Here is a 20,085-nt window from a genome sequence, read left to right as displayed (position 1 = left end):
GCGGTCCGGCGGTTGGAGGCCTGACCGCTTTGACGCATTCAGCGCACCTGCACAACCACCTTCCCCACCGCCTTGCGCTGCCCCAGGTCATTGATCGCCTGGGCAGCGTTGCTCAGCGGATAGACCTGGGACACCAGCGGCTTGAGCTTGCCCTCGGCAAACCAGCCGAACAATTGCTGGAAGTTGGCGGCGTTGTCCTGGGGCTGGCGTTGGGCGAAGGAGCCCCAGAACACGCCCACCACGGCGGCGCCTTTGAGCAGGGCCAGGTTCACCGGCAGTTCGGGGATGCGTCCGCTGGCAAAGCCCACCACCAGCAACCGGCCGTTCCAGGCGATGGCGCGGATGGCCTGGTCGAACAGGTCGCCACCCACCGGATCGTAGATCACATCGGCACCCTGGCCGTCGGTGAGGCGCTTGATTTCATCCTTCAGGCTGGTTTCGTTGTAGTTGATCAATTCGTCGGCGCCGGCCGCCTTCGCCACGGCGAGTTTCTCCGCGCTGCTGGCAGCGGCGATCACCCGGGCGCCCATGGCTTTGCCGATCTCCACTGCCGCCAGGCCGACACCACCGGATGCGCCGAGCACCAGCAGGGTTTCGCCGGGTTGCAGGTTCGCCCGTTGCTTGAGGGCATGCATCGAGGTGCCGTACGTCATGCTGAAGGCGGCGGCGGTGTTGAAGTCCATGGACGCAGGGATCGGCAACACGTTGTAGCCAGGTACCGCCACCTGCTCGGCAAAGCTACCCCAGCCGGTCAACGCCATCACCCGGTCGCCGACTTTCAAATGACTGATTTTCTCACCCACCTGTCTGACGACGCCCGCCGCTTCGCCGCCGGGGGAGAACGGGAAGGGTGGCTTGAATTGGTATTTGCCCTCGATGATCAGCGTGTCAGGGAAATTCACCCCGGCGGCATGCACGTCCAGCAGCACTTCGTTCTTCTTGGCGACGGGGCTGGCGACGTCTTCCAGCACCAGCGATTCGGCGGGGCCGAATTCTTTGCACAGCACGGCTTTCATCAGGGCTATTCCTTTGGGAGTGATGGCCGATAAGTGTAGGTGTGAGAGACAACGGGTCAACGAGCATGCCCCGCCCTGATAGCCGGCCATAAGCTTGTGCTTGAACGGCGGGTCGGTATGCTGGGCCGCAAACCGGATGAGGAAATCAATTGTGAAAGCGTGGATCATGTTGATGCTGGCCCTGTCGTTGCCTGTGGCAGCGATGGCCGAAGAGGGCAAGGAAGCGAAGGAAGGCGAGGCGCCGAAGGTCAGCTACATCACCCTCAGCCCACCCTTTGTCGGCAACTATGGGCTCGACGGTACGGCGAAACTGAAGGTCTACAAGGCCGACGTGGCCCTGCGCGTGACCGGTGACGCCGCCGCTGCGGCGGTCAAGGCCAACGAGCCACTGATTCGCAACCAGTTGGTGGCGCTGTTCGCCCAGCAGACCACCGAGGCCATGAATAACCTGGAAGCCAAGGAAAAGCTGCGCCAGGAAGCGTTGAAGCAGACCCAGCAGGTGATGAACGACGAAACCGGCAAGCCGATGGTCGATGACCTGTTGTTCAACAACCTGATCATTCAGTAAACCGGCTCGATCGCAGCCTTTGGCAGTGCCCGGATCTCCTGGCGCTGCCCAAGGCTGCTTTTTTTCGTCAAGACGCCAGGCTTTTCCGAAACCGGGCCAGGGCGATTGCAAAGAACAATAGCCCGATGGCCGCCAGCGCCAGCAGGTCCGGCCAGATCACGCCAGTGCCGGCATCTCGGAACAGAATCGCCGCGCTGAGGCTGACGAAATGCGTCGAGGGCGAGCCCTGCATCACCCATTGCAACCATTGCGGCATGCTGTCCAGCGGTGTACTGCCGCCTGACAACAGCAGCATCGGGATGATGACCGGGATCGCCAGCAAACCGAATTGCGGCGTCGAACGGGCCAGGGTGGCGAGGAAGATGCCCAGTGAGGTGCTGGCGAACAGGTAGAGTGCGGTCACCAGCAGGAAGAGCACCATGGAGCCGGCGAGTGGAACCCCCAGGGCGAACTTGACGATGATTTCCAGCGACACCCAGGTGCACAGCACCACCACCAGCAGGTTGCTCCAGATTTTCGCCAGCATGATTTCCAATGCCGTCAGCGGCAGCACCAGCAAGTGGTCGAGGGTGCCGTGTTCGCGCTCGCGCAGCAGCGCGGTCCCCGTCAGGATGATCGCCAGGATCGTGATGTTGTTGACGATCTGGATCACCGCCAGGAACCAGCCACCTTCCAGGTTGGTATTGAACAGCGAACGCGTGGTCAGCCTCACGGGTGTTGCTTCGCTCGTTTGTGCCTGGCCGGCGTAGGTCGTCAGTTCCTGCTGGAAAATCCGTCCGATGTAGCCGGCGCCCATGAACGCCTGGCTCATGGCCGTGGCGTCGACGTTGAGTTGCAGCGTTGGTTCGCGTCCGGCGAGCAGGTCGGCCTGGAAGTTGGCGGGCACGTTAATGACAAAAGTGTAGCGGCCACTGTCCATGACCTTGTCCAGTTCGGCATAGGGCAAGGCCGCCGGGTGCTGGAACTCCGGCGGTTGCAGGACCTGGGCCAATTGGCGCGAAAGATGGCTCTGGTCTTCGTCCACCATTGCGACACTGGCGTTGTGGACGCCGATCACCGAGCCGGCGGCCGGCATGTAGATCGCCACCGTGAAGGCGTAGCCCAAAAACAGCAGCAGGACGGAGTCGTAGCGCAGGCTGGTCAGCTCCTTGAGCCCCAGACGCCAGATATGTGAAAGCGTGTGCATCAGGCCTCCTGCTTTTTCAGCATGATCAGGCTGAGCCCGGTGAAGCCCAGGAAAAACCCGCCCAGCGCCAGGCATTGCGGCCATAGCTGGCGCAGATCCAGGGCCTTGGTGAAGGTGCCGACGGCGATATCCAGGAAGTAACCGGCGGGAAACAACTGGCCCATCACCGAGGCGGCCCCTTCGAGGGACGAACGCGGCACGATCAGCCCTGAAAACTGGATGGTCGGCAGGCTGGTGATGATCATGGTGCCGAGGATCGCCGCGATCTGGGTGCGGGTGAACGCCGAGATCAGCATTCCCATGCTGGTGGTTGCCAGCACATAGAGCAGGCCGCCCACCGCCAGCGTCAGGCCGCTGCCTTTGAACGGCACACCGAACAGCCAGCGGTTCATCGCTGTCAGCAGGGCGAGGTTGATCAGGCTGACCGCCAGGTAGGGCACTTGTTTGCCGAGCAGGAACTCCAGGCGGGTCAGCGGCGTGGCGTAGAAATTGGTGATCGAGCCCAGTTCCTTCTCCCGCACGATGCCCAGCGCCGTCAACATGGCCGGGATGAACGCCAGGATCAGCGCCATGACCCCGGGGCCAATGGCGTTGACGCTGACCACGTCCTGGTTATAACGAAAGCGTGTCTCCAGTGTCGCGCCGGGTTGCCGGGTCGGCGCGCGGTTGCTGAATTCAGTCAATTGCTCAAGGTTGGCCTGGTGCACGGCCTGGACGTAGTTGCGACTGGTCTCGGCTCGAAACGGTATGCCGCCGTCCAGCCAGGCGCCCACCGTCGGCTGGCGGCCGGCGTAAAGGTCACGACCGAAACCGGGAGGGATTTCCAGGGCCAGTTTGATCTCCGAGCGCTGCAAGCGTCGGTGCAGCTCCTTTGCGTCGCGGATGATCGGCTGCTCTTCGAAGTAGCGTGAGCCGCGGAACGCTTCCAGGTAGGCACGGCTTTGCGGGCTCTGATCCTGGTCATACACGGCGAAGGCCAGTTTCTCCACATCGAGGGAAATACCGAAGCCGAACACCACCATCATGAACAACGCCCCCAGCAGGGCGAACGCCATCCGCACTTTGTCGCGCAGCAGCTCCTTGCCCTCCCGGCTGGCAACGGCCCACAGGCGACCGAGGCTCAGGCCGCGCCGGTCCCGGGGGGCGTCGGCACTGTCGAGGGTCACGGGGGCGGCGTCTTGCTGCGTCTCGCCCTGGGCTTTTTCCAGGCAGGTGACGAACGCGGCTTCCAGCGTCTGGCCGTTGAACTGCGCCTGCAAGGCTGCCGGCGTGTCACAAGCCAGGACCTTGCCGGCGTGCATCAGCGAAATGCGATCGCAGCGCTGGGCCTCGTTCATGAAATGCGTGGAAAGGAAAATCGTCACGCCCTGTTCGCGAGACAACTCGATCAGCAGCCGCCAGAAATCATCCCGCGCAGCCGGGTCGACACCCGAGGTCGGCTCATCGAGGATCAGCACTTCCGGGCGATGCAGCACCGCCACCGCCAAGGACAAACGCTGGCGCAGGCCCAGTGGCAGCGCGCCGGAAGGCTGCTCCGCCAGTGCCTGGAGATTGAAGCGCTGGATCAGTTCGTCGATGCGCTGGCGACTGTCCGTCGTGGGCAGGTCGAAGAGCTTGGCGTGCAGTTCCAGGTTCTGGCGCACGCTCAGTTCGCCGTACAGCGAGAAACTCTGGGACATGAAACCCACCCGCTTGCGGGTGGCGAGGTCCTTGGCGTTGACCGGGTTGCCCAGCAGCCGGGCACTGCCTTCGCTGGCGGGGATCAGCCCGGTCAGCACCTTCATGGTGGTGGTCTTGCCGCAACCGTTGGAACCCAGGAAGCCAAAGATCTCACCGCGACCAATCGCGAAGCTGACGTTGTCGACGGCGGTGAAATCGCCGAAGCGCAAGGTGAGGTCGTGGGCTTCGATGGCGATGTCGGCAGTGCCGGCGCTCCTGGGGGGAATCACCAGCGGTTCGGCATCGCGGCCGCTGTCGCCCTGGAAGTGGGTGAAGGCCGAGTCGAGCTTGCCGTCCGGGGTGACCTTGGCCAGCTCCGCACTCAAGCCCTTGGCGATCAGGCGACCGTTGTCGAGCATCAGGCAATGCTCGAATTGTTCGGCCTCTTCCATGTACGCGGTGGCGACCAGCAGGGTCAGTTGCGGGCGTTGTCGGCGCACGTCTTCTATCAGTTCCCAGAAGCGTCGCCGGGACAGCGGGTCTACGCCGGTGGTGGGTTCGTCGAGAATCAGCAGGTCCGGTTCATGGATCAGCGCGCAACACAGGCCGAGCTTCTGTTTCATGCCGCCGGACAGTTTGCCCGCCGGACGATCGGCAAAACGCTGCAGATCGGTGGCCAGCAGCAAGGTGCCCATGCGTTGTTCGCAGTCTGTCCGCGATAACCCGAACAGCGTGCCGAAGAAGCGGATGTTCTCGCGTATCGACAGGTCCGGGTAAAGGTTGCCCCCCAGCCCTTGGGGCATGAAGGCAATGCGTCGGTAGAGGGTATTGCGATGGCGTCGGTCGTCGATCGAGGCGCCGAGCACGTCCAGTTGGCCGTGCTGGAGTTTTTTCACCCCGGCAATCAGCCCCAACAGGCTCGATTTGCCGGCGCTGTCCGGGCCGATCAGGCCGCAGCGAGTGCCGACGGGCAGGCTGAAGGCGATATCGCTCAACGCTACCTGCTGGCCGTAGCGATGCTCGATGCCCGAAGCGTGCAATGCCTCGCCGAGGGCGCTGCTCATTGCAGGTTGGCCGGCCAATCGATGGGGGCGGTGCGCACATAGCCGGCGCCGGGCATGCCGGGTTTGGCCTGGGGCACTTCGCCGGGTTGGGTCAGGTGTACCTTGACGCGGAACACCAGTTTCTGGCGCTCATCACGGGTCTCGACTTCTTTCGGGGTGAACTGGGATTTGGCCGCGACGAAGCTGACCTTGGCCGGCAGCGGTCGCTCGGGCAGGGCGTCGAGCAGCAGGCGCGCTTGATCGCCCACCGCGAGTTTCCCGGCCACCGAGGCCGGCAGGTAGAGATTCATGTATTGGTCGTTCGGATCGATCATCAGCAACACCCGGCCGCCGGCGCCCAGTACTTCACCCGGCTCGGCCAGGCGCAACTGGATCACGCCGTCGAGGGGTGCCCGCAACGTGCTGTCATCTATTTCACTGGTGAGCTGCGCCACTTGGGCCAGGGTCGCGCCGATGGCCGCATTCGCTGCCGATACCTGGGCCCGGGCGGCGTTGACCGCGGCGTTGGCGGTGTCGACGCGGGCTTGTTGCTGGTCGATGACCTGGCCGCTGGCGTAACCGCGCTTGAACAGTTCCTGGGTCCGCTTGAGCTCCTGATGGGCGAGCAATTGTTCGCTCTGGCGCAACTGCACGTTGGCTTCGGTGGCCGCGAGGTTCTGCCGGGCACGCACGACTTCGGCTTCGGCCTGGTTGCGCTGGGCCTCCAGGGTGCGGGTGTCCATGCGCGCCAGCACTTGGCCCTTGATGACGTTGTCGCCTTCGTCGACATGAACTTCGGCCAGGCGCCCGGGCGTCTTGCTGGCGATCTGGACCTCGGTGGCCTCAAGGCGGCCGTTGCCCATGCTCAAGCCTTCCGGCAGGCGATCGTGGCGTGACTTCCAGTAGCCGAAACCGCCGGCGGCCAGCAACACGGCCATCAAGGCAAAGGCAAAAAAACGCGAGGTACGATGGTTCGTCGACATGTCCGGCATCCTGCGGCTATAGCATCGAAGTCTGCGCGATCAATGGCCGATCCAGCTTGATATCCATCAACTCATTGGCGATCAGCGCAGGGCAATCACCGCGGCCCATTGTTCGGCCGTGACGGGCATCACCGACAGTCGCGAGCCTTTTTGCACCAGTGGCATTTCAGCCAGGGCGGTCTGTTGCTTGAGGTAGTCGAGCTTCAGCACATGGGGAAACGTTTCGACATGGGCCACGTCGATCGCGCTCCAGGGGTTTTTGTCCGGGCCGGCCTTGGGGTCGAAGTAATGACTGTCGGGTTCCAGCGCTGTCGGGTCGGGGTAGGCTGCGCGGACAATCCGGCCGATCCCGGCAATGCCTGGCTCGGGGCAACTGGAGTGGTAGAAAAAGAACGCATCGCCCTCCGCCATGGCCCGCAGGAAATTGCGCGCCTGGTAGTTGCGAACCCCGTCCCAGCGTGCCTGGCCGAGCGTTTCCAAACCTTGGATGGATAATTCGTCGGGCTCGGATTTCATCAGCCAATAGGCCATGATTGCTACTCCTTGGCGGTGTTGAAAAAAATAGTTCAGCGATTTTATGACAAACCGACAGTCGGTTGACGCCAGAGTTTGCGTGTCGGGGCCGGTTGCCGCAAAATGCCGGCCTTCCAAGCTTGACGCTGCTGCACGGCCAATAAGAAAACCGCTGCTGTCATCGTGTGTGATGTGCCTTGAGGGGGGCAATCGATGAAACGCAAACCGGATTTGTTGTGGATCTTGGTCATTCTGTTCGGTCTGGGTGTCGTGACCACGGGTTACGCCCAAAGCCTGTGGGCCAACAAGGCCGATGCGCCGGTGGAAATCACCCAGCCCGCGCCATCGCTCAAACGCTGAACCCGCTTTCCTGGCGCCGCTGACTACCGCGGCGTCTATCCTGCGATATACCAATGCCTGTCGCTGATCGTTCCCTGCAGCGGCACGTCCCAGCTTGCCTGCGCCAATCGTTCGACTTTCTGGCATTCATGGGCCAGCCCCAATAGCGTCGGCTTGCGCCACTGCTTGCGTCGCGCCAGATACGCCAGGCTGCGGTCATAAAAGCCGCCGCCCATGCCCAGCCGCCCGCCCGCATCGTCAAACCCCACCAATGGCAACAACACCAGGTCCAGCGTCCAGACCTTGCGTTGCCGGGCGATGTTCTTGCGTGGCTCGGGGATGCGAAACCGATTGGGCTGCATTTTTTCGCCGGGGTGGATGCGCTGGAACACCATCTTGGTCTGCGGCCACGGGCTGAGCACCGGCAGGTAAGTGGCCTTGCCCCGGCGTTGGGCTGCGCGCAGCAGCAGGCGTGGGTCGATCTCGCCGTCGTTGGGCAGGTACAGGGCGATGTGCTTCGCGCGGCGAAACAGCGGATGCTGGGCCAGTTGTTTGTACAGTCCGCGGGCGGCTTGCCGTTGCTGGGCGGGCGTCAGGGCACGACGGGCCTGGCGCAGCAGGCGTCGAAGTTGCGGGCGGGGCAGCAGCGCAGGTTCGGTCATATCAGTGCTTCACGCAGTGGCGATGCCACAGCGTAACCGCAAAACAGGCTGCTCAGAAATGCCGGCGCCGGAAACGACAATGCCAGTCCACATGGACTGGCATTGTCTGGAATCAGGCTCCCCGGATGAACCGCTGTCGGCTTAGCCCTTGAACCCGAAAGTTCAAGGTGGAAGTTGCAGGGGGCGTTAAGGCTTTCCGTCAAGCGGACATGCACACCGGCCCCAACGTGCAACCCCCGTGGTTGTGCGTATCGGCTCAGGGACATCACCAACTGGCAAGCACCCCAGGGAGTGATGCGAGTATACCCCAGGCAGTCTCGCGAATCAGCCTTTGCTGACGTCTGGATCGGTGGCGAGCACCAGATCCACCCGATCGAGCAGGTCGCGCACCTGTTCACGGGTCGAGCCGCTGACCTGCAGGTCAGGCGTATCCTGGCGATGCAACAGGTCGTGGGTGATGTTCAAGGCGGCCATCACCGCGATGCGGTCGGCACCGATGACTTTGCCGCTGCTGCGGATCTCGCGCATCTTGCCGTCCAGGTAACGGGCGGCGCTCACCAGGTTGCTACGCTCTTCCTGGGGGCAGATGATTGAATATTCTTTGTCGAGGATCTGCACGGTAACGCTATTGCTTGAACTCATGAGTCTTGCTCCAGGGCCTTGAGGCGCGAAATCATCGATTCGACCTTACGCCGGGCGATTTCGTTTTTTTCAATGAGGTGCGCGCGTTCCTCGCGCCAGGTTTTTTCCTGAGCTAATAGGAGTCCGTTTTGGCTCTTAAGTTGCTCGACCCGGTCAATTAGCAGTTCGAGTCTGGCCATCAGCGCTTGCAGGTCGGTGTCTTCCATTGTGTCCACTGAAGATTGTGTCTGATGGAGGGTATGAGTCGCACAGCCTCTGATAGTCTTGGCGAGTCTGTCGATGTAGGATACAAGGCCTCCATTCTAGACATAGCGCCGTCTGGCGCCTAGCTGCCCATGCCCATTCAGAATTCCCCGTATCAAGCATTCGCCACCCTGCTGAGCACCAGCGGTCATCCTGTCTCGCCCGCCGAACTGCATGGCCTGCTGCTCGGTCGCAGTTGCGCCGGCGCCGGTTTCGATGCCGCCGGCTGGTTGGCCGACGCCGCCGAACTGCTGGAAGGCGAGCCAGCGGACAACGTCCGCAACGCGCTTATCGGCCTGCAGGAAATGGTCAAGGGCGAGCTGACCAGCGACGACATGACCGTCGTCCTGCTGCTGCCCACTGACGACGCTCCTTTGGCTGAACGCGCCGCGGCGCTGGGCCAGTGGTGCCAGGGCTTCCTCGCCGGCTTCGGCCTGACCCGCCGCGAATACGCGCTGAGTGAAGAGGCCAAGGAAGTGTTGCAGGACCTGGCCGCGATCTCCCAGGTCCAGGATGCCCTGGAAGAATCCGATGACGGCGAAAGCGACTACATGGAAGTGATGGAGTACCTGCGGGTCGCACCGTTGCTGCTGTTCACCGAGACCAAGAAAACCGATGCAGCGGCCGCCAAGCCGTCCTTGCATTAATTTTTAGAGGGAACCCCGTCTGCCCATGATTCATATCCCGAAATCGGAATACAGCCGTCGCCGCAAGGCCCTGATGGCGCAGATGGAACCCAACAGCATCGCAATCCTGCCCGCCGCCGCCGTTGCGATCCGCAACCGCGACGTCGAGCACGTCTACCGCCAGGACAGCGACTTCCAGTACCTCAGCGGCTTTCCCGAGCCGCAAGCGGTGCTGGTGCTGATGCCGGGCCGCGCCCATGGCGAATACATCCTCTTTTGCCGCGAGCGCAACGCCGAACGTGAGTTGTGGGACGGCCTGCGCGCCGGCCAGGAAGGGGCGATCCGTGACTACGGTGCCGACGACGCGTTTCCCATCACCGACATCGACGACATCCTGCCGGGCCTGATCGAAGGCCGCGACCGGGTGTATTCGGCCATGGGCAGCAACCCGGAATTCGACCGGCACCTGATGGAATGGATCAACGTGATTCGCTCCAAGGCCCACCTCGGCGCCCAGCCGCCGAACGAATTCGTTGCCCTGGATCATCTGCTGCATGACATGCGCCTGTATAAATCGGCGGCAGAAGTGAAAGTGATGCGCGAAGCGGCGCGGATTTCCGCCCAGGCGCACATCCGAGCGATGCAGGCGGCGCGCCCGGGGCTGCATGAGTTCAGCCTGGAAGCCGAGCTGGACTATGAGTTCCGCAAGGGCGGGGCGAAGATGCCGGCCTATGGTTCGATCGTCGCGGCGGGGCGCAACAGCTGCATCCTGCACTACCAGCAGAACGACGCGCTGCTCAAGGATGGCGACCTGGTGTTGATCGACGCCGGCTGTGAAATCGACTGCTACGCCAGCGATATCACCCGTACCTGGCCGGTCAGTGGCAAGTTTTCGCCCGAGCAGAAGGCAATCTACGAAGTAGTGCTGGCTGCCCAGGAAGCCGCGTTTGCCCAGATCGCGCCGGACAAACATTGGAACCAGGCCCACGAAGCGACGGTGCGGGTGATTACCGAGGGGTTGGTGCGCCTTGGGCTGCTGGAGGGTGAGGTGGACGCGTTGATCGCCAGCGAAGCCTACCGGGCGTTCTACATGCACCGCGCTGGCCACTGGCTGGGCATGGACGTGCACGACGTGGGTGAATACCGGGTGGGCGGCGAGTGGCGGGTACTTGAGGTCGGCATGACGCTGACGGTGGAGCCGGGCATCTACATCGGCCCGAACAACCGCAGCGTCGCGAAAAAATGGCGCGGCATTGGCGTGCGTATCGAGGATGACGTGGTAGTGACCAAAACCGGTTGTGAAATCCTGAGCCACGGCGTACCGAAGACGGTCGCCGACATCGAGGCCCTGATGGCCGCCCGGACGCAAGCGGCATGAGCCGGGTCAATCTGGCGATCGTCGGCGGCGGCCTGGTCGGCGCGAGCCTGGCGCTGGCCCTGCAGGCCGGTGCCAAGGCCCGGGGCTGGAAGATCATGTTGATCGAGCCCTTCGCCCCCGGCGACGCTTGGCAGCCAAGCTACGATGCCCGGTCCTCGGCATTGTCCTATGGCGCCCGGCAGATTTATCAACGCCTGGGTGTCTGGCAGGAAATTTCCCGCCGCGCCGAGCCGATCAAGCAGATCCATGTGTCCGACCGCGGGCGGTTTTCCACGGCGCGGTTGTCGGCCATGGAAGAGGGCGTGCCGGCGCTGGGCTACGTGGTGGAAAACGCCTGGCTCGGCCAGTGCCTGTGGCAAGGCCTGGACCCGGAGGTGGTCAGTTGGCGTTGCCCGGCGCAGGTCACCCGGATGGAACCGCTGGTCGGCGGTTATCGCCTGACCCTCGACGACGAAACCACCCTGGAATGCGACCTTGCCGTACTGGCCGATGGCGGCCGCTCCGGCCTGCGCGAGCAGTTGGGTATCGGCGTGCGCAGTCGACCCTACGACCAGAGCGCCTTGATCGCCAACATCACCCCCAGCGAAGCCCACAACGGCATGGCCTTCGAACGTTTTACCGATGACGGCCCGATGGCCTTGCTGCCGCTGCCGGAGAATCGTTGCGCGCTGGTCTGGACCCGCCAGGGCATGGACGCACAACGGCTGGCGGCCCTCGACGAGCACAGTTTCCTCAGTGAATTGCAGGGTGTATTCGGCTATCGCCTGGGCACCCTGAAACAGGTGGGCGTGCGACATCTGTACCCGCTGGCGCTGGTGGAGGCCGAAGAACAGGTCCGTCCGCACCTGGCGATCCTGGGCAACGCCGCCCACAGCCTGCACCCGATTGCCGGGCAGGGGTTCAACTTGTCCCTGCGCGATGCCCAGGCTCTTGCCGATGCTCTGCTCGACAGCGAAAGCGAGCCGGGGGATTTTGCCGTGTTGCAAGCCTATCGCGAGCGTCAGCGAATGGATCAGGCCTTGACCGTGGGCTTTTCCGACCAGGTCACGCGGCTGTTCGCCAGCAACCTGCCGTTGGTGTCCCTGGGCCGTAACCTCGGCCTGTTGGGCCTCGACTTGCTGCCGCCGGCCAAGCGCTGGTTCGCCCGTCAGGCCATGGGGCTGGGGACGCGTCCCGATGCTTGAGGCTGGGGCTGTCATTTCTTTTCATGGGCGGCTGATGTCGCCAGCAAAACAGGCTTAGAGCATGGAATTGCGTGCAGATCTGCTGATTGTCGGCGCCGGTATGGTCGGCAGCGCCCTGGCGCTGGCGTTGCAGGGCAGTGGCCTGCAAGTGCTGTTGCTCGACGGCAGCCCGATGAGCGTCAAACCCTTCGATCCCCAGGCCGCGTTCGAGCCCCGGGTCAGTGCCTTGTCGACGGCCAGCCAGCGGATCCTCGATCGCCTGGGCGTCTGGGACGGCATCACCGCCCGCCGCGCCAGCCCCTATACCGACATGCACGTCTGGGACGGCAGCGGCACCGGGCAGATCCATTTCTCGGCCGCCAGCCTGCACGCCGAGGCGCTTGGGCACATCGTTGAAAACCGTGTTGTGCAGGACGCCTTGCTGGATCGACTGCATGACTGCGACCTGGGCCTGCTGGCCAATGCCCGGCTGGAACAGATGCGTCGTTCCGGTGACGACTGGCTGCTGACCCTGGCCGATGGCCGCACGTTGCGCGCGCCCCTGGTCATCGCTGCCGATGGCGCGAATTCCGCTGTGCGCCGCCTGACCGGCGTCGCCACGCGCGAATGGGATTACCTGCACCATGCCATCGTCACCAGCGTGCGCAGCGCCCGGCCGCATCGAATGACGGCCTGGCAACGGTTTACCGACAACGGTCCGCTGGCGTTCCTGCCACTTGAGCGTGACGGTCAGCACGATTGGTGCTCGATCGTCTGGTCCACCACCCCCGGTGAAGCGCAGCGCTTGATGGCGCTCGATGAAACTCAATTCTGCAGCGAACTGGAACGGGCCTTCGAAGGCCAGCTCGGTACGGTACTGAGTGCCGACCCGCGCCTGTGCGTGCCGCTGCGCCAACGACATGCCAAGCGCTATGTGGCCGAAGGGCTGGCGTTGATCGGCGACGCGGCCCATACCATTCATCCGTTGGCCGGGCAGGGCGTGAACCTGGGCTTCCTCGATGCCGCCGTGCTGGCCGAAGTGCTGTTGCAGGCCGCCGGGCGTGGCGAACGACTGGCAGACGTGAAGGTGCTGAGCCGCTACGAGCGGCGACGCATGCCCCATAACCTGGCGCTGATGGCGGCGATGGAGGGGTTCGAGCGCTTGTTCCAGGCCGATCCACTGCCGGTGCGCTGGTTGCGTAACACCGGGCTGAAGCTGGTGGACCGCATGCCTGAGGCCAAGGCGTTGTTCGTGCGCGAGGCGCTGGGGTTGATTGGGGATTTGCCGGATTTGGCCAAGGCCTGAGAGGTGTATTGGGGCTTATGGCCCTATCGCGGGCAAGCCTTGCTCCCACAAACTCTTGCACACCACAGGTGTGCAATGTGGGACAAGCTTTTGTGGGAGCAAGGCTTGCCCGCGATGGCGGACGCAAAACACGGCAGATCTCAAAGCTGCAACATTTGGAAATGTGTCCAACCATTGTTCGATTGAGATGCCAAATGTGAGTCCTTATCATTTGCGCTTCGCTCACCATCCAGAGACCGCTACCATGTTGGCAACCAAGCGCCTGCTGTCCGCCCTCGCCTTGACCCTGATCGGCACCACTGCCGCCCAGGCCGCCGATGAGGTGGTGGTCTACTCCTCGCGTATCGATGAACTGATCAAGCCGGTCTTCGATGCCTACACCAAGAAAACCGGCGTGTCGGTGAAGTTCATCACCGACAAGGAAGCGCCGCTGATGCAGCGGATCAAGGCCGAAGGCGAGAACGCCACTGCCGACCTGCTGCTCACCGTCGACGCCGGCAACCTCTGGCAAGCCGAGCAGATGGGCATTCTCCAGCCGTTCACGTCGCCGGTGATCGACGCCAACATCCCGTCCCAGTATCGCGCCTCTTCCCACGCCTGGACCGGCTTGAGCCTGCGGGCGCGGACCATTGTCTACTCCACCGAACGGGTCAAAACCAGCGAATTGACCACCTATGAAGCGCTGGCTGGCAAAGAGTGGGAAGGCCGCCTGTGCCTGCGGACCTCGAAGAAGGTCTACAACCAGTCCCTGACCGCCACGCTGATCGAAACCCATGGGGCGGAAAAAACCGAGGAAATCCTCAAGGGCTGGGTCAAGAACCTGTCCACCGACGTGTTCTCCGACGACACCGCGCTGCTTGAAGCAATCAACGCTGGCCAGTGCGATGTCGGCATCGTCAACACCTACTACTATGGCCGCCTGCACCAGCAGAAGCCGGACCTGAAGGTGAAGCTGTTCTGGCCGAACCAGGCCGACCGCGGCGTGCACATCAACCTCTCGGGCATTGGCCTGACCAAGCATGCACCGCATCCGGAAGCCGCGAAGAAACTGGTGGAGTGGATGACTACGGCGGAAGCGCAAAACATCTTCGCCGACGTGAACCAGGAATTCCCGGCCAACCCGAAAGTCGAGCCGTCCAAGGAAGTGGCAGCCTGGGGCAAGTTCAAGGCTGATACCCTGCCGGTGGAAGTCGCGGGTAAGCGCCAGGCCGAAGCCATTCGCCTGATGGATCGCGCTGGCTGGAACTGAGACCTGTGGTGAGGGAGCTCGCTCCCGCCGGGCCTGTAGGAGCTGTGTAGGAGCTGTCGAGTGTAACGAGGCTGCGATCTTTCCCCAGACACTTGAATCTCAAGCGAAAGATCAAAAGATCAAAAGATCAAAAGATCGCAGGCTTCGCCAGCTCCTACAGAGCCCAGCGGGAGCAAGCTCCCTCGCCACATGACCGTTTGTTTAACGAGAGTATTCCTTGGCCCACCCCGCCCAACGCCGCTGGTATCCCCTGGTCTTCGCCATCGCCGCGCTGGTCCTGCTGCCCCTTAGCGTCTTGTTACTGTCCTGGCAGAGCATCGACCAACAGATCTGGTCCCACTTGTGGGATACGCAAATGCCACGCTTGTTGGGCAACACCCTCACGTTGATCCTTGGCGTGGGTGTCGGTGTGACGTTGCTGGGTGTCAGTCTGGCCTGGCTCACCAGTCTGTGTGAGTTCCCCGGACGACGTTGGCTCGACTGGGCGTTGATGCTGCCGTTCGCGATTCCGGCCTATGTGTTGGCGTTTGTCTTCGTGGGCCTGCTGGATTTTGCCGGCCCCGTGCAGACGCTGATGCGTGAATGGTTCGGCAGCGGCCTGCGCCTGCCCCGGGTTCGCTCCACCGGCGGGGTGATCCTGGTGCTGGTGCTGGTCTTTTACCCTTACGTCTATTTGCTGGCGCGCAGTGCCTTCCAGGCCCAGGGCAAGGGCTTGATGGAAGCCGCCCGGGTGCTCGGGCAATCGCCGTGGCAGGCGTTCTGGCGCGTGGCGCTGCCGATGGCCCGACCGGCCATCGGTGCGGGCGTGGCGCTGGCGCTGATGGAAACCCTGGCGGATTTCGGCGCGGTGTCAGTGTTCAACTTCGACACCTTCACCACCGCCATCTACAAGACCTGGTACGGCTTCTTCAGCCTCTCCAGCGCAGCCCAGTTGGCCAGCCTGCTGTTGCTGGCGGTGATGCTGGTGCTCTACGGCGAACGCCGGGCTCGCGGCGCTCATCGAGCCAGCAACGAGCGGCCCCGGGTCAAGGCGTTGTACACGTTGCGCGGTCTCAAGGCCGTGGCAGCCAGCAGTTGGTGTTTCCTGGTATTCGCCTGTGCCTTTGTCATTCCGGTGCTGCAGTTGGTGGTGTGGTTCTGGCAACGCGGTCGTTTCGACCTGGATGAGCGTTATGCCGGGCTGATCGTCCACACCCTCTACCTCGGCGGCCTGGCGGCGCTGGTCACCGTTTGCGTGGCCTTGCTGCTGGCGTTCGCCCGGCGGCTGGCGCCGACCCGGCCGATTCGTGCCGGTGTCGGCCTGGCGAACCTGGGCTATGCCTTGCCCGGTTCGGTGCTGGCGGTGTCGATCATGCTTGCGTTCAGCTACCTGGACCGTGAGCTGGTCATCCCGCTGTCGAGCTGGCTCGGCGGGGCAGGCAAGCCGTTGTTGCTGGGTAGCCTGTCGGCGCTGCTGCTGGCGTACCTGGTGCGCTTCCTGGCCGTGGCCTACGGTCCGCTGGAGAGCAGCCTGGCGCGAATTCGTCCGTCTTTGCCCGAGGCTGCACGCAGCCTTGGGGTCAGTGGGCCACGACTGTTTTTCAAAGTGTATCTGCCGTTGCTGTTGCCCGGCACCTTGAGCGCGGCGTTGCTGGTGTTCGTTGATGTGCTCAAGGAAATGCCCGCCACCCTGCTGATGCGCCCGTTCGGCTGGGACACGCTGGCGGTGCGGATCTTCGAGATGACCAGCGAAGGGGAGTGGGCCCGCGCCGCGCTGCCGGCGCTGACGTTGGTACTGGTGGGGTTGTTACCGGTCATCGGATTGATACGACGTTCGGCCCATCGAAACAGCTAGGTGTCAGTCCCACCTCATGCGGCTACAATGCGCGGCATTCGGTGCGGTCCGTCTGTCGGACCGGGCAACTGAGAACGTCAGAAAACTCCTTTTTTTCAGACGCTCACGCTACGCAGTGTCCGTCCGCACCTTCGCCAAGCCCGGAAGGAGAAACCCATGGGACAGCGTACGCCTCTGTATGACCTTCATCTCGCCCTTGGCGCGAAGATGGTCGATTTTGGCGGTTGGGATATGCCTTTGCACTACGGCTCGCAAGTCGAGGAACACCATCAGGTGCGTCGCGACTGCGGAGTGTTCGATGTCTCCCACATGACCGTGATCGATGTCGCGGGCGTCCAGGCCAAGGTCTGGCTGCAGCGCTTGCTGGCCAATGACGTCGATCGTTTGCAAGACACAGGCAGTGCCTTGTACAGCGCGATGCTCAATGAGCGCGGCGGCATCGTCGACGACATGATCATCTACCGGGTCGAGGACGGCTATCGGCTGGTCTTCAACGCCTCGACTCGCGATCAGGATCTGGCCTGGATGCAGGCACAGATCGGTGATTACGACGTGCAACTGCATGAGCGCCCCGAGCTGGCGATGCTGGCGATCCAGGGCCCCCAGGCCCGGCAGAAGATTGCCGAACTGGTGACCCAGCCGCGTGGGCAAATCATCCAGCAACTCAAGCCTTTCGAAGGTCGCGTCGACGGCGAATGGTTCATCGCCCGGACCGGCTACACCGGCGAAGATGGCCTGGAAATCGTCCTGCCCGCCCAGGAGGCCCCGAGTTTCTTCAATGACCTGGTAGGTGCTGGCATTTCGCCAATTGGCCTCGGCGCCCGTGATACCTTGCGCCTGGAGGCCGGCATGAACCTCTACGGTCAGGACATCAACCAGGACGTTTCGCCGCTGGCCTCGAACATGGCCTGGAGCATCGCCTGGGAACCGGCGAGCCGTCAGTTCATCGGGCGCGGTGCGCTGGAAGCCGAGCTTGCCAGCGGTGTGCAGCACAAACTGGTCGGGCTGGTGCTGGAAGAGCGGGGTGTCTTGCGCGCCCATCAGGTGGTTCGCATCGCCAATGTTGGCGAAGGGGAGATCACCAGTGGTAGTTTTTCTCCTACGCTTAGCAAGTCGATCGCCCTGGCACGTGTTCCGATGGCTACGGCTGACCGGGCCGAGGTGGAAATTCGCGGTAAGTGGTACCCGGTACGGGTGGTCAAACCGACCTTCGTCCGCCATGGCAAAACCCTGATCTAACCTTTTGCGGCGGGCCGCTGGCCGCTGACACTTTCTCTTGAGGACACAGAATATGAGTGATATCTCTGCCGAACTGCGTTTTGCCGAAAGCCATGAGTGGGCACGCCTGGAAGCTGACGGTACCGTCACCGTAGGCATCAGCGATCATGCGCAGGAAGCCTTGGGCGATGTGGTATTTGTCGAGCTGACTGAAGTCGGTAAGGTCTTTGGCGCAGGTGACCAGGCCGGTGTGGTCGAGTCGGTCAAAGCTGCTTCCGATATCTATTCCCCAATTGCAGGTGAAGTGATCGCGGTCAACGAAGAGCTGAGCGGCTCGCCTGAGCTGCTCAACTCTGATCCGTACGGCGCCTGGATCTTCAAGCTCAAGCCAAGCGACAAGGATGAGCTGGACAAGCTGCTCGATGCGGCAGGTTACCAGGCCGCTATCGGCGAATAACCCGGATCCAATGTGGGAGCGGGCTTGCTCGCGAAAGCGGTGTGTCAGTTTCAGTGTTGTTGACTGATACACCGCTTTCGCGAGCAAGCCCGCTCCCACACAGGGTACTGCGTACAGCCTGATAATATTTTCGGGCAAAAAAAATGCCGCTCCCATCGAGCGGCATTTTTTATTGGCCGGGAATCAGTCCTGGGCGACGGCGTTTTTCGCCAGGATCGCGTTGGCCAGTTCCATGTCGGTGGCTTGCAGGCCTGGGTTGTCGGCACGCACTTTCTGCATCGCCGCTTCCAGGTAAGGGCCACGAATACCGCCGTCACTGGCGACGAAGCTGCCGGCGTCGTCCTGAGCCGCGACGATCAGCTTGTTATCCTTGAAGGTCAGGTAGGTGGAACCGGTGGTCGCACCGGATGAGATGACGTTACGCCAAAACGTGTCGGCCATTGCCGAGCCAACAGGAAGAGACAGCAAGGCTAGGGTAGCGACAGCAAGTTTGAGACGCATGATAGGTGACTCCACTGGGTTAACTATGACGTTGGATTACCTGCGCCTCTATTCAGTTCCATGCCTTGTCAGTCAGCCCGTTCCACCTGCAGCACCGCGCCATCTTGCGCCACCACCCTGACCCGCGTGCCCACGGACGACTCGGGCCCCTTGGCCAACCAGACGCTGTCGGCCACCTTGATCTTGCCGCGGCCATCGACAATCGCCTCATGAACCTGGAAGACCTTGCCGATCAGCTCTTGCCCGCGCAGGTTCAGGTGCGGCTGATCGCTTTCGCGCACCGCGCTGCGCTGGCGTCGCCACCAGTACAGCGCTGTTGCGATGGCGAACAGGCCGAACAACAGGAACTGCAGCTCCCACGGCATCTGCGGCAGGATGAACGTGAGCACGCCGACCGCCGCGGCGGCCATGCCGATCCACAGCAAGTAGCCGCCGGCGCCGAACACTTCAAGGATCAGCAGGATGACGCCCAGCGCTAGCCAGTCCCAGTACGACATGTTTTGCAGGAACATCCACATACGCGCGCCTCAGGCTTTCTTGCTGTCGAAGGTGGCCCGGACGATCTCGCCGATGCCGCCGACCGCACCGATGACCTGGCTGGCTTCCAGCGGCATCAGGATCACCTTGCTGTTGTTGGCGGAAGCCAGTTTGCCCAGCGCATCGATGTACTTCTGCGCGACGAAGTAGTTCACGGCCTGGACGTTGCCGTCGGCAATCGCCTGGGACACCACCTGGGTGGCCAGCGCTTCGGCTTGTGCCTGGCGCTCGCGGGCCTCGGACTCCAGGAACGCGGCCTGGCGGCTGCCCTCGGCCTCGAGGATTTGCGCCTGCTTCTTGCCTTCGGCGGTGAGAATCGCCGACGCGCGCAGGCCCTCGGCTTCGAGGATCTGGGCACGCTTGATACGTTCGGCTTTCATCTGCCCCGACATGGCGGCCATGAGGTCGGCCGGCGGGCTGATGTCCTTGATCTCGATCCGGGTGATCTTGATCCCCCACGGCGCTGTGGCTTCATCGACGGTGCGCAGCAGTTTTTCGTTGATACCGTCGCGCTGGCTCAGCATCGCGTCCAGCTCCATGGACCCCAGCACGGTACGGATATTGGTTTGCAGCAGGTTGCGGATGGCGTGTTCGAGGTTGTTGACCTCGTAGGCCGCCTGGGCCGTATTGACCACCTGGAAGAAACACACGGCGTCGATCTGTACCGTGGCGTTGTCGGCAGTGATGACTTCCTGGGGCGGGATGTCCAGCACGCTTTCCATGACATTGATCTTGCGCCCGATGCGATCCATCACCGGGATGATGATGTTCAGGCCGGGCTTGAGCGTATTGGTGTAGCGGCCGAACCGCTCGACGGTCCATTGGTAGCCCTGGGGCACGACCTTGAAACCCATGAACAGGATGGCGACCACGAGGCCGATGAAAAGTAAAAGTACGCTACCGATCTGCATGACGGTTCCCTGTGCGAATTGAGATGGACCTGCGAGCCCTGAGTGTAGGGC

At 62.7% G+C, this 20,085-nt stretch carries 21 protein-coding genes and 1 other RNA gene; 10 read left to right on the top strand and 12 right to left on the bottom strand.

The window, feature by feature from the left end:
* Window positions 1–38: 38 nt before the first annotated feature.
* Window positions 39–1,016 (bottom strand): NADPH:quinone oxidoreductase family protein, encoded by a 978-nt coding sequence (locus CFII68_RS08120; protein ID WP_018610648.1) that lies wholly within the window; start codon window positions 1,014–1,016, stop codon window positions 39–41.
* A 151-nt stretch (window positions 1,017–1,167) separates the two neighbouring features.
* On the opposite strand from CFII68_RS08120, the gene CFII68_RS08125 reads away from it, so the two are divergent.
* A complete protein-coding gene (locus CFII68_RS08125; RefSeq protein WP_018610646.1) occupies window positions 1,168–1,584 on the top strand; it encodes a flagellar basal body-associated protein FliL in 417 nt (138 codons plus the stop codon).
* A gap of 67 nt (window positions 1,585–1,651) precedes the next feature.
* Here the strand turns inward: CFII68_RS08125 and CFII68_RS08130 are convergent, their stop codons facing one another.
* The 4 genes from CFII68_RS08130 to CFII68_RS08145 all read right to left on the bottom strand — a co-directional run bounded on the left by CFII68_RS08130 (window position 1,652) and on the right by CFII68_RS08145 (window position 6,986).
* Window positions 1,652–2,770 carry an ABC transporter permease gene (locus CFII68_RS08130; protein ID WP_018610644.1) on the bottom strand — a complete coding sequence of 373 codons (1,119 nt, stop codon included), beginning with the start codon at window positions 2,768–2,770 and terminating at the stop codon, window positions 1,652–1,654.
* Window positions 2,770–5,493 carry a ribosome-associated ATPase/putative transporter RbbA gene (rbbA, locus tag CFII68_RS08135; RefSeq protein ID WP_018610642.1) on the bottom strand — a complete coding sequence of 908 codons (2,724 nt, stop codon included), beginning with the start codon at window positions 5,491–5,493 and terminating at the stop codon, window positions 2,770–2,772. The genes CFII68_RS08130 and rbbA overlap by 1 nt, the downstream gene beginning before the upstream one ends.
* The gene (locus tag CFII68_RS08140; protein ID WP_018610640.1) at window positions 5,490–6,455 is read right to left on the bottom strand and encodes an HlyD family secretion protein; all 966 of its coding nucleotides are present in this window, start codon (window positions 6,453–6,455) and stop codon (window positions 5,490–5,492) included. Before CFII68_RS08140 ends, rbbA begins: the two co-directional genes overlap by 4 nt.
* An 81-nt stretch (window positions 6,456–6,536) precedes the next feature.
* Entirely contained in the window at window positions 6,537–6,986 is a 450-nt protein-coding gene (locus CFII68_RS08145; protein WP_018610638.1) for an EVE domain-containing protein, read from the bottom strand.
* Window positions 6,987–7,181: 195 nt separating this feature from the next.
* Between CFII68_RS08145 and CFII68_RS27750 the strand changes: the two genes are divergently transcribed.
* Window positions 7,182–7,328 (top strand): hypothetical protein, encoded by a 147-nt coding sequence (locus CFII68_RS27750; protein ID WP_018610636.1) that lies wholly within the window; start codon window positions 7,182–7,184, stop codon window positions 7,326–7,328.
* 35 nt (window positions 7,329–7,363) lie between these two features.
* On the opposite strand, the gene CFII68_RS08150 is transcribed toward CFII68_RS27750, so the two are convergent.
* The 4 genes from CFII68_RS08150 to CFII68_RS08160 form a co-directional block, all read right to left on the bottom strand.
* On the bottom strand, window positions 7,364–7,969 hold the full coding sequence (locus CFII68_RS08150; protein ID WP_018610635.1) for a 5-formyltetrahydrofolate cyclo-ligase: 606 nt from the start codon (window positions 7,967–7,969) through the stop codon (window positions 7,364–7,366).
* Between the two features lie 114 nt (window positions 7,970–8,083).
* A non-coding RNA gene (gene ssrS / locus CFII68_RS27005) (6S RNA) lies at window positions 8,084–8,263 on the bottom strand.
* Between the two features lie 30 nt (window positions 8,264–8,293).
* The gene (locus tag CFII68_RS08155) at window positions 8,294–8,611 is read right to left on the bottom strand and encodes a cell division protein ZapA (protein WP_003177364.1); all 318 of its coding nucleotides are present in this window, start codon (window positions 8,609–8,611) and stop codon (window positions 8,294–8,296) included.
* Window positions 8,608–8,817, bottom strand: coding sequence for a TIGR02449 family protein (locus CFII68_RS08160; RefSeq protein ID WP_003177365.1), 210 nt, complete (start codon window positions 8,815–8,817; stop codon window positions 8,608–8,610). The genes CFII68_RS08155 and CFII68_RS08160 overlap by 4 nt, the downstream gene beginning before the upstream one ends.
* A gap of 129 nt (window positions 8,818–8,946) precedes the next feature.
* Here CFII68_RS08160 and CFII68_RS08165 point away from each other — a divergent pair, with 129 nt between their 5' ends.
* The 8 genes from CFII68_RS08165 to gcvH all read left to right on the top strand — a co-directional run bounded on the left by CFII68_RS08165 (window position 8,947) and on the right by gcvH (window position 18,085).
* Window positions 8,947–9,501 carry a YecA family protein gene (locus CFII68_RS08165; RefSeq protein ID WP_018610631.1) on the top strand — a complete coding sequence of 185 codons (555 nt, stop codon included), beginning with the start codon at window positions 8,947–8,949 and terminating at the stop codon, window positions 9,499–9,501.
* Window positions 9,502–9,526: 25 nt separating this feature from the next.
* Window positions 9,527–10,858, top strand: a complete 1,332-nt coding sequence (gene pepP, locus CFII68_RS08170) for a Xaa-Pro aminopeptidase (RefSeq protein ID WP_018610628.1) — start codon at window positions 9,527–9,529, stop codon at window positions 10,856–10,858.
* Entirely contained in the window at window positions 10,855–12,042 is a 1,188-nt protein-coding gene (gene ubiH, locus CFII68_RS08175) for a 2-octaprenyl-6-methoxyphenyl hydroxylase (RefSeq protein WP_018610627.1), read from the top strand. The genes pepP and ubiH overlap by 4 nt, the downstream gene beginning before the upstream one ends.
* 67 nt (window positions 12,043–12,109) lie before the next feature.
* Entirely contained in the window at window positions 12,110–13,327 is a 1,218-nt protein-coding gene (locus CFII68_RS08180) for a 2-octaprenyl-3-methyl-6-methoxy-1,4-benzoquinol hydroxylase (RefSeq protein ID WP_174553539.1), read from the top strand.
* 244 nt (window positions 13,328–13,571) lie between these two features.
* Entirely contained in the window at window positions 13,572–14,576 is a 1,005-nt protein-coding gene (locus tag CFII68_RS08185) for an extracellular solute-binding protein (protein ID WP_018610625.1), read from the top strand.
* A gap of 217 nt (window positions 14,577–14,793) precedes the next feature.
* Window positions 14,794–16,410, top strand: coding sequence for an iron ABC transporter permease (locus tag CFII68_RS08190; RefSeq protein WP_018610623.1), 1,617 nt, complete (start codon window positions 14,794–14,796; stop codon window positions 16,408–16,410).
* Between the two features lie 156 nt (window positions 16,411–16,566).
* The gene (gcvT, locus tag CFII68_RS08195) at window positions 16,567–17,649 is read left to right on the top strand and encodes a glycine cleavage system aminomethyltransferase GcvT (protein ID WP_018610620.1); all 1,083 of its coding nucleotides are present in this window, start codon (window positions 16,567–16,569) and stop codon (window positions 17,647–17,649) included.
* 52 nt (window positions 17,650–17,701) lie between these two features.
* Window positions 17,702–18,085: a glycine cleavage system protein GcvH gene (gene gcvH / locus CFII68_RS08200; protein ID WP_018610618.1), complete on the top strand. Its 384-nt coding sequence runs from the start codon at window positions 17,702–17,704 to the stop codon at window positions 18,083–18,085.
* A gap of 183 nt (window positions 18,086–18,268) precedes the next feature.
* On the opposite strand, the gene CFII68_RS08205 is transcribed toward gcvH, so the two are convergent.
* From CFII68_RS08205 to CFII68_RS08215, 3 genes are all read right to left on the bottom strand, one after another.
* Entirely contained in the window at window positions 18,269–18,589 is a 321-nt protein-coding gene (locus CFII68_RS08205) for a DUF2388 domain-containing protein (RefSeq protein ID WP_172436019.1), read from the bottom strand.
* Between the two features lie 65 nt (window positions 18,590–18,654).
* Window positions 18,655–19,104, bottom strand: coding sequence for an NfeD family protein (locus tag CFII68_RS08210; protein ID WP_018610614.1), 450 nt, complete (start codon window positions 19,102–19,104; stop codon window positions 18,655–18,657).
* Window positions 19,105–19,113: 9 nt separating this feature from the next.
* The gene (locus CFII68_RS08215) at window positions 19,114–20,034 is read right to left on the bottom strand and encodes an SPFH domain-containing protein (protein ID WP_014340768.1); all 921 of its coding nucleotides are present in this window, start codon (window positions 20,032–20,034) and stop codon (window positions 19,114–19,116) included.
* Window positions 20,035–20,085 lie beyond the last annotated feature (51 nt).

The sequence above is a fragment of the Pseudomonas sp. CFII68 genome (assembly GCF_000416195.1).
GTDB classification, from domain to species: domain Bacteria; phylum Pseudomonadota; class Gammaproteobacteria; order Pseudomonadales; family Pseudomonadaceae; genus Aquipseudomonas; species Aquipseudomonas kilonensis.
This window is presented reverse-complemented; position numbering and strand designations above follow the sequence as displayed.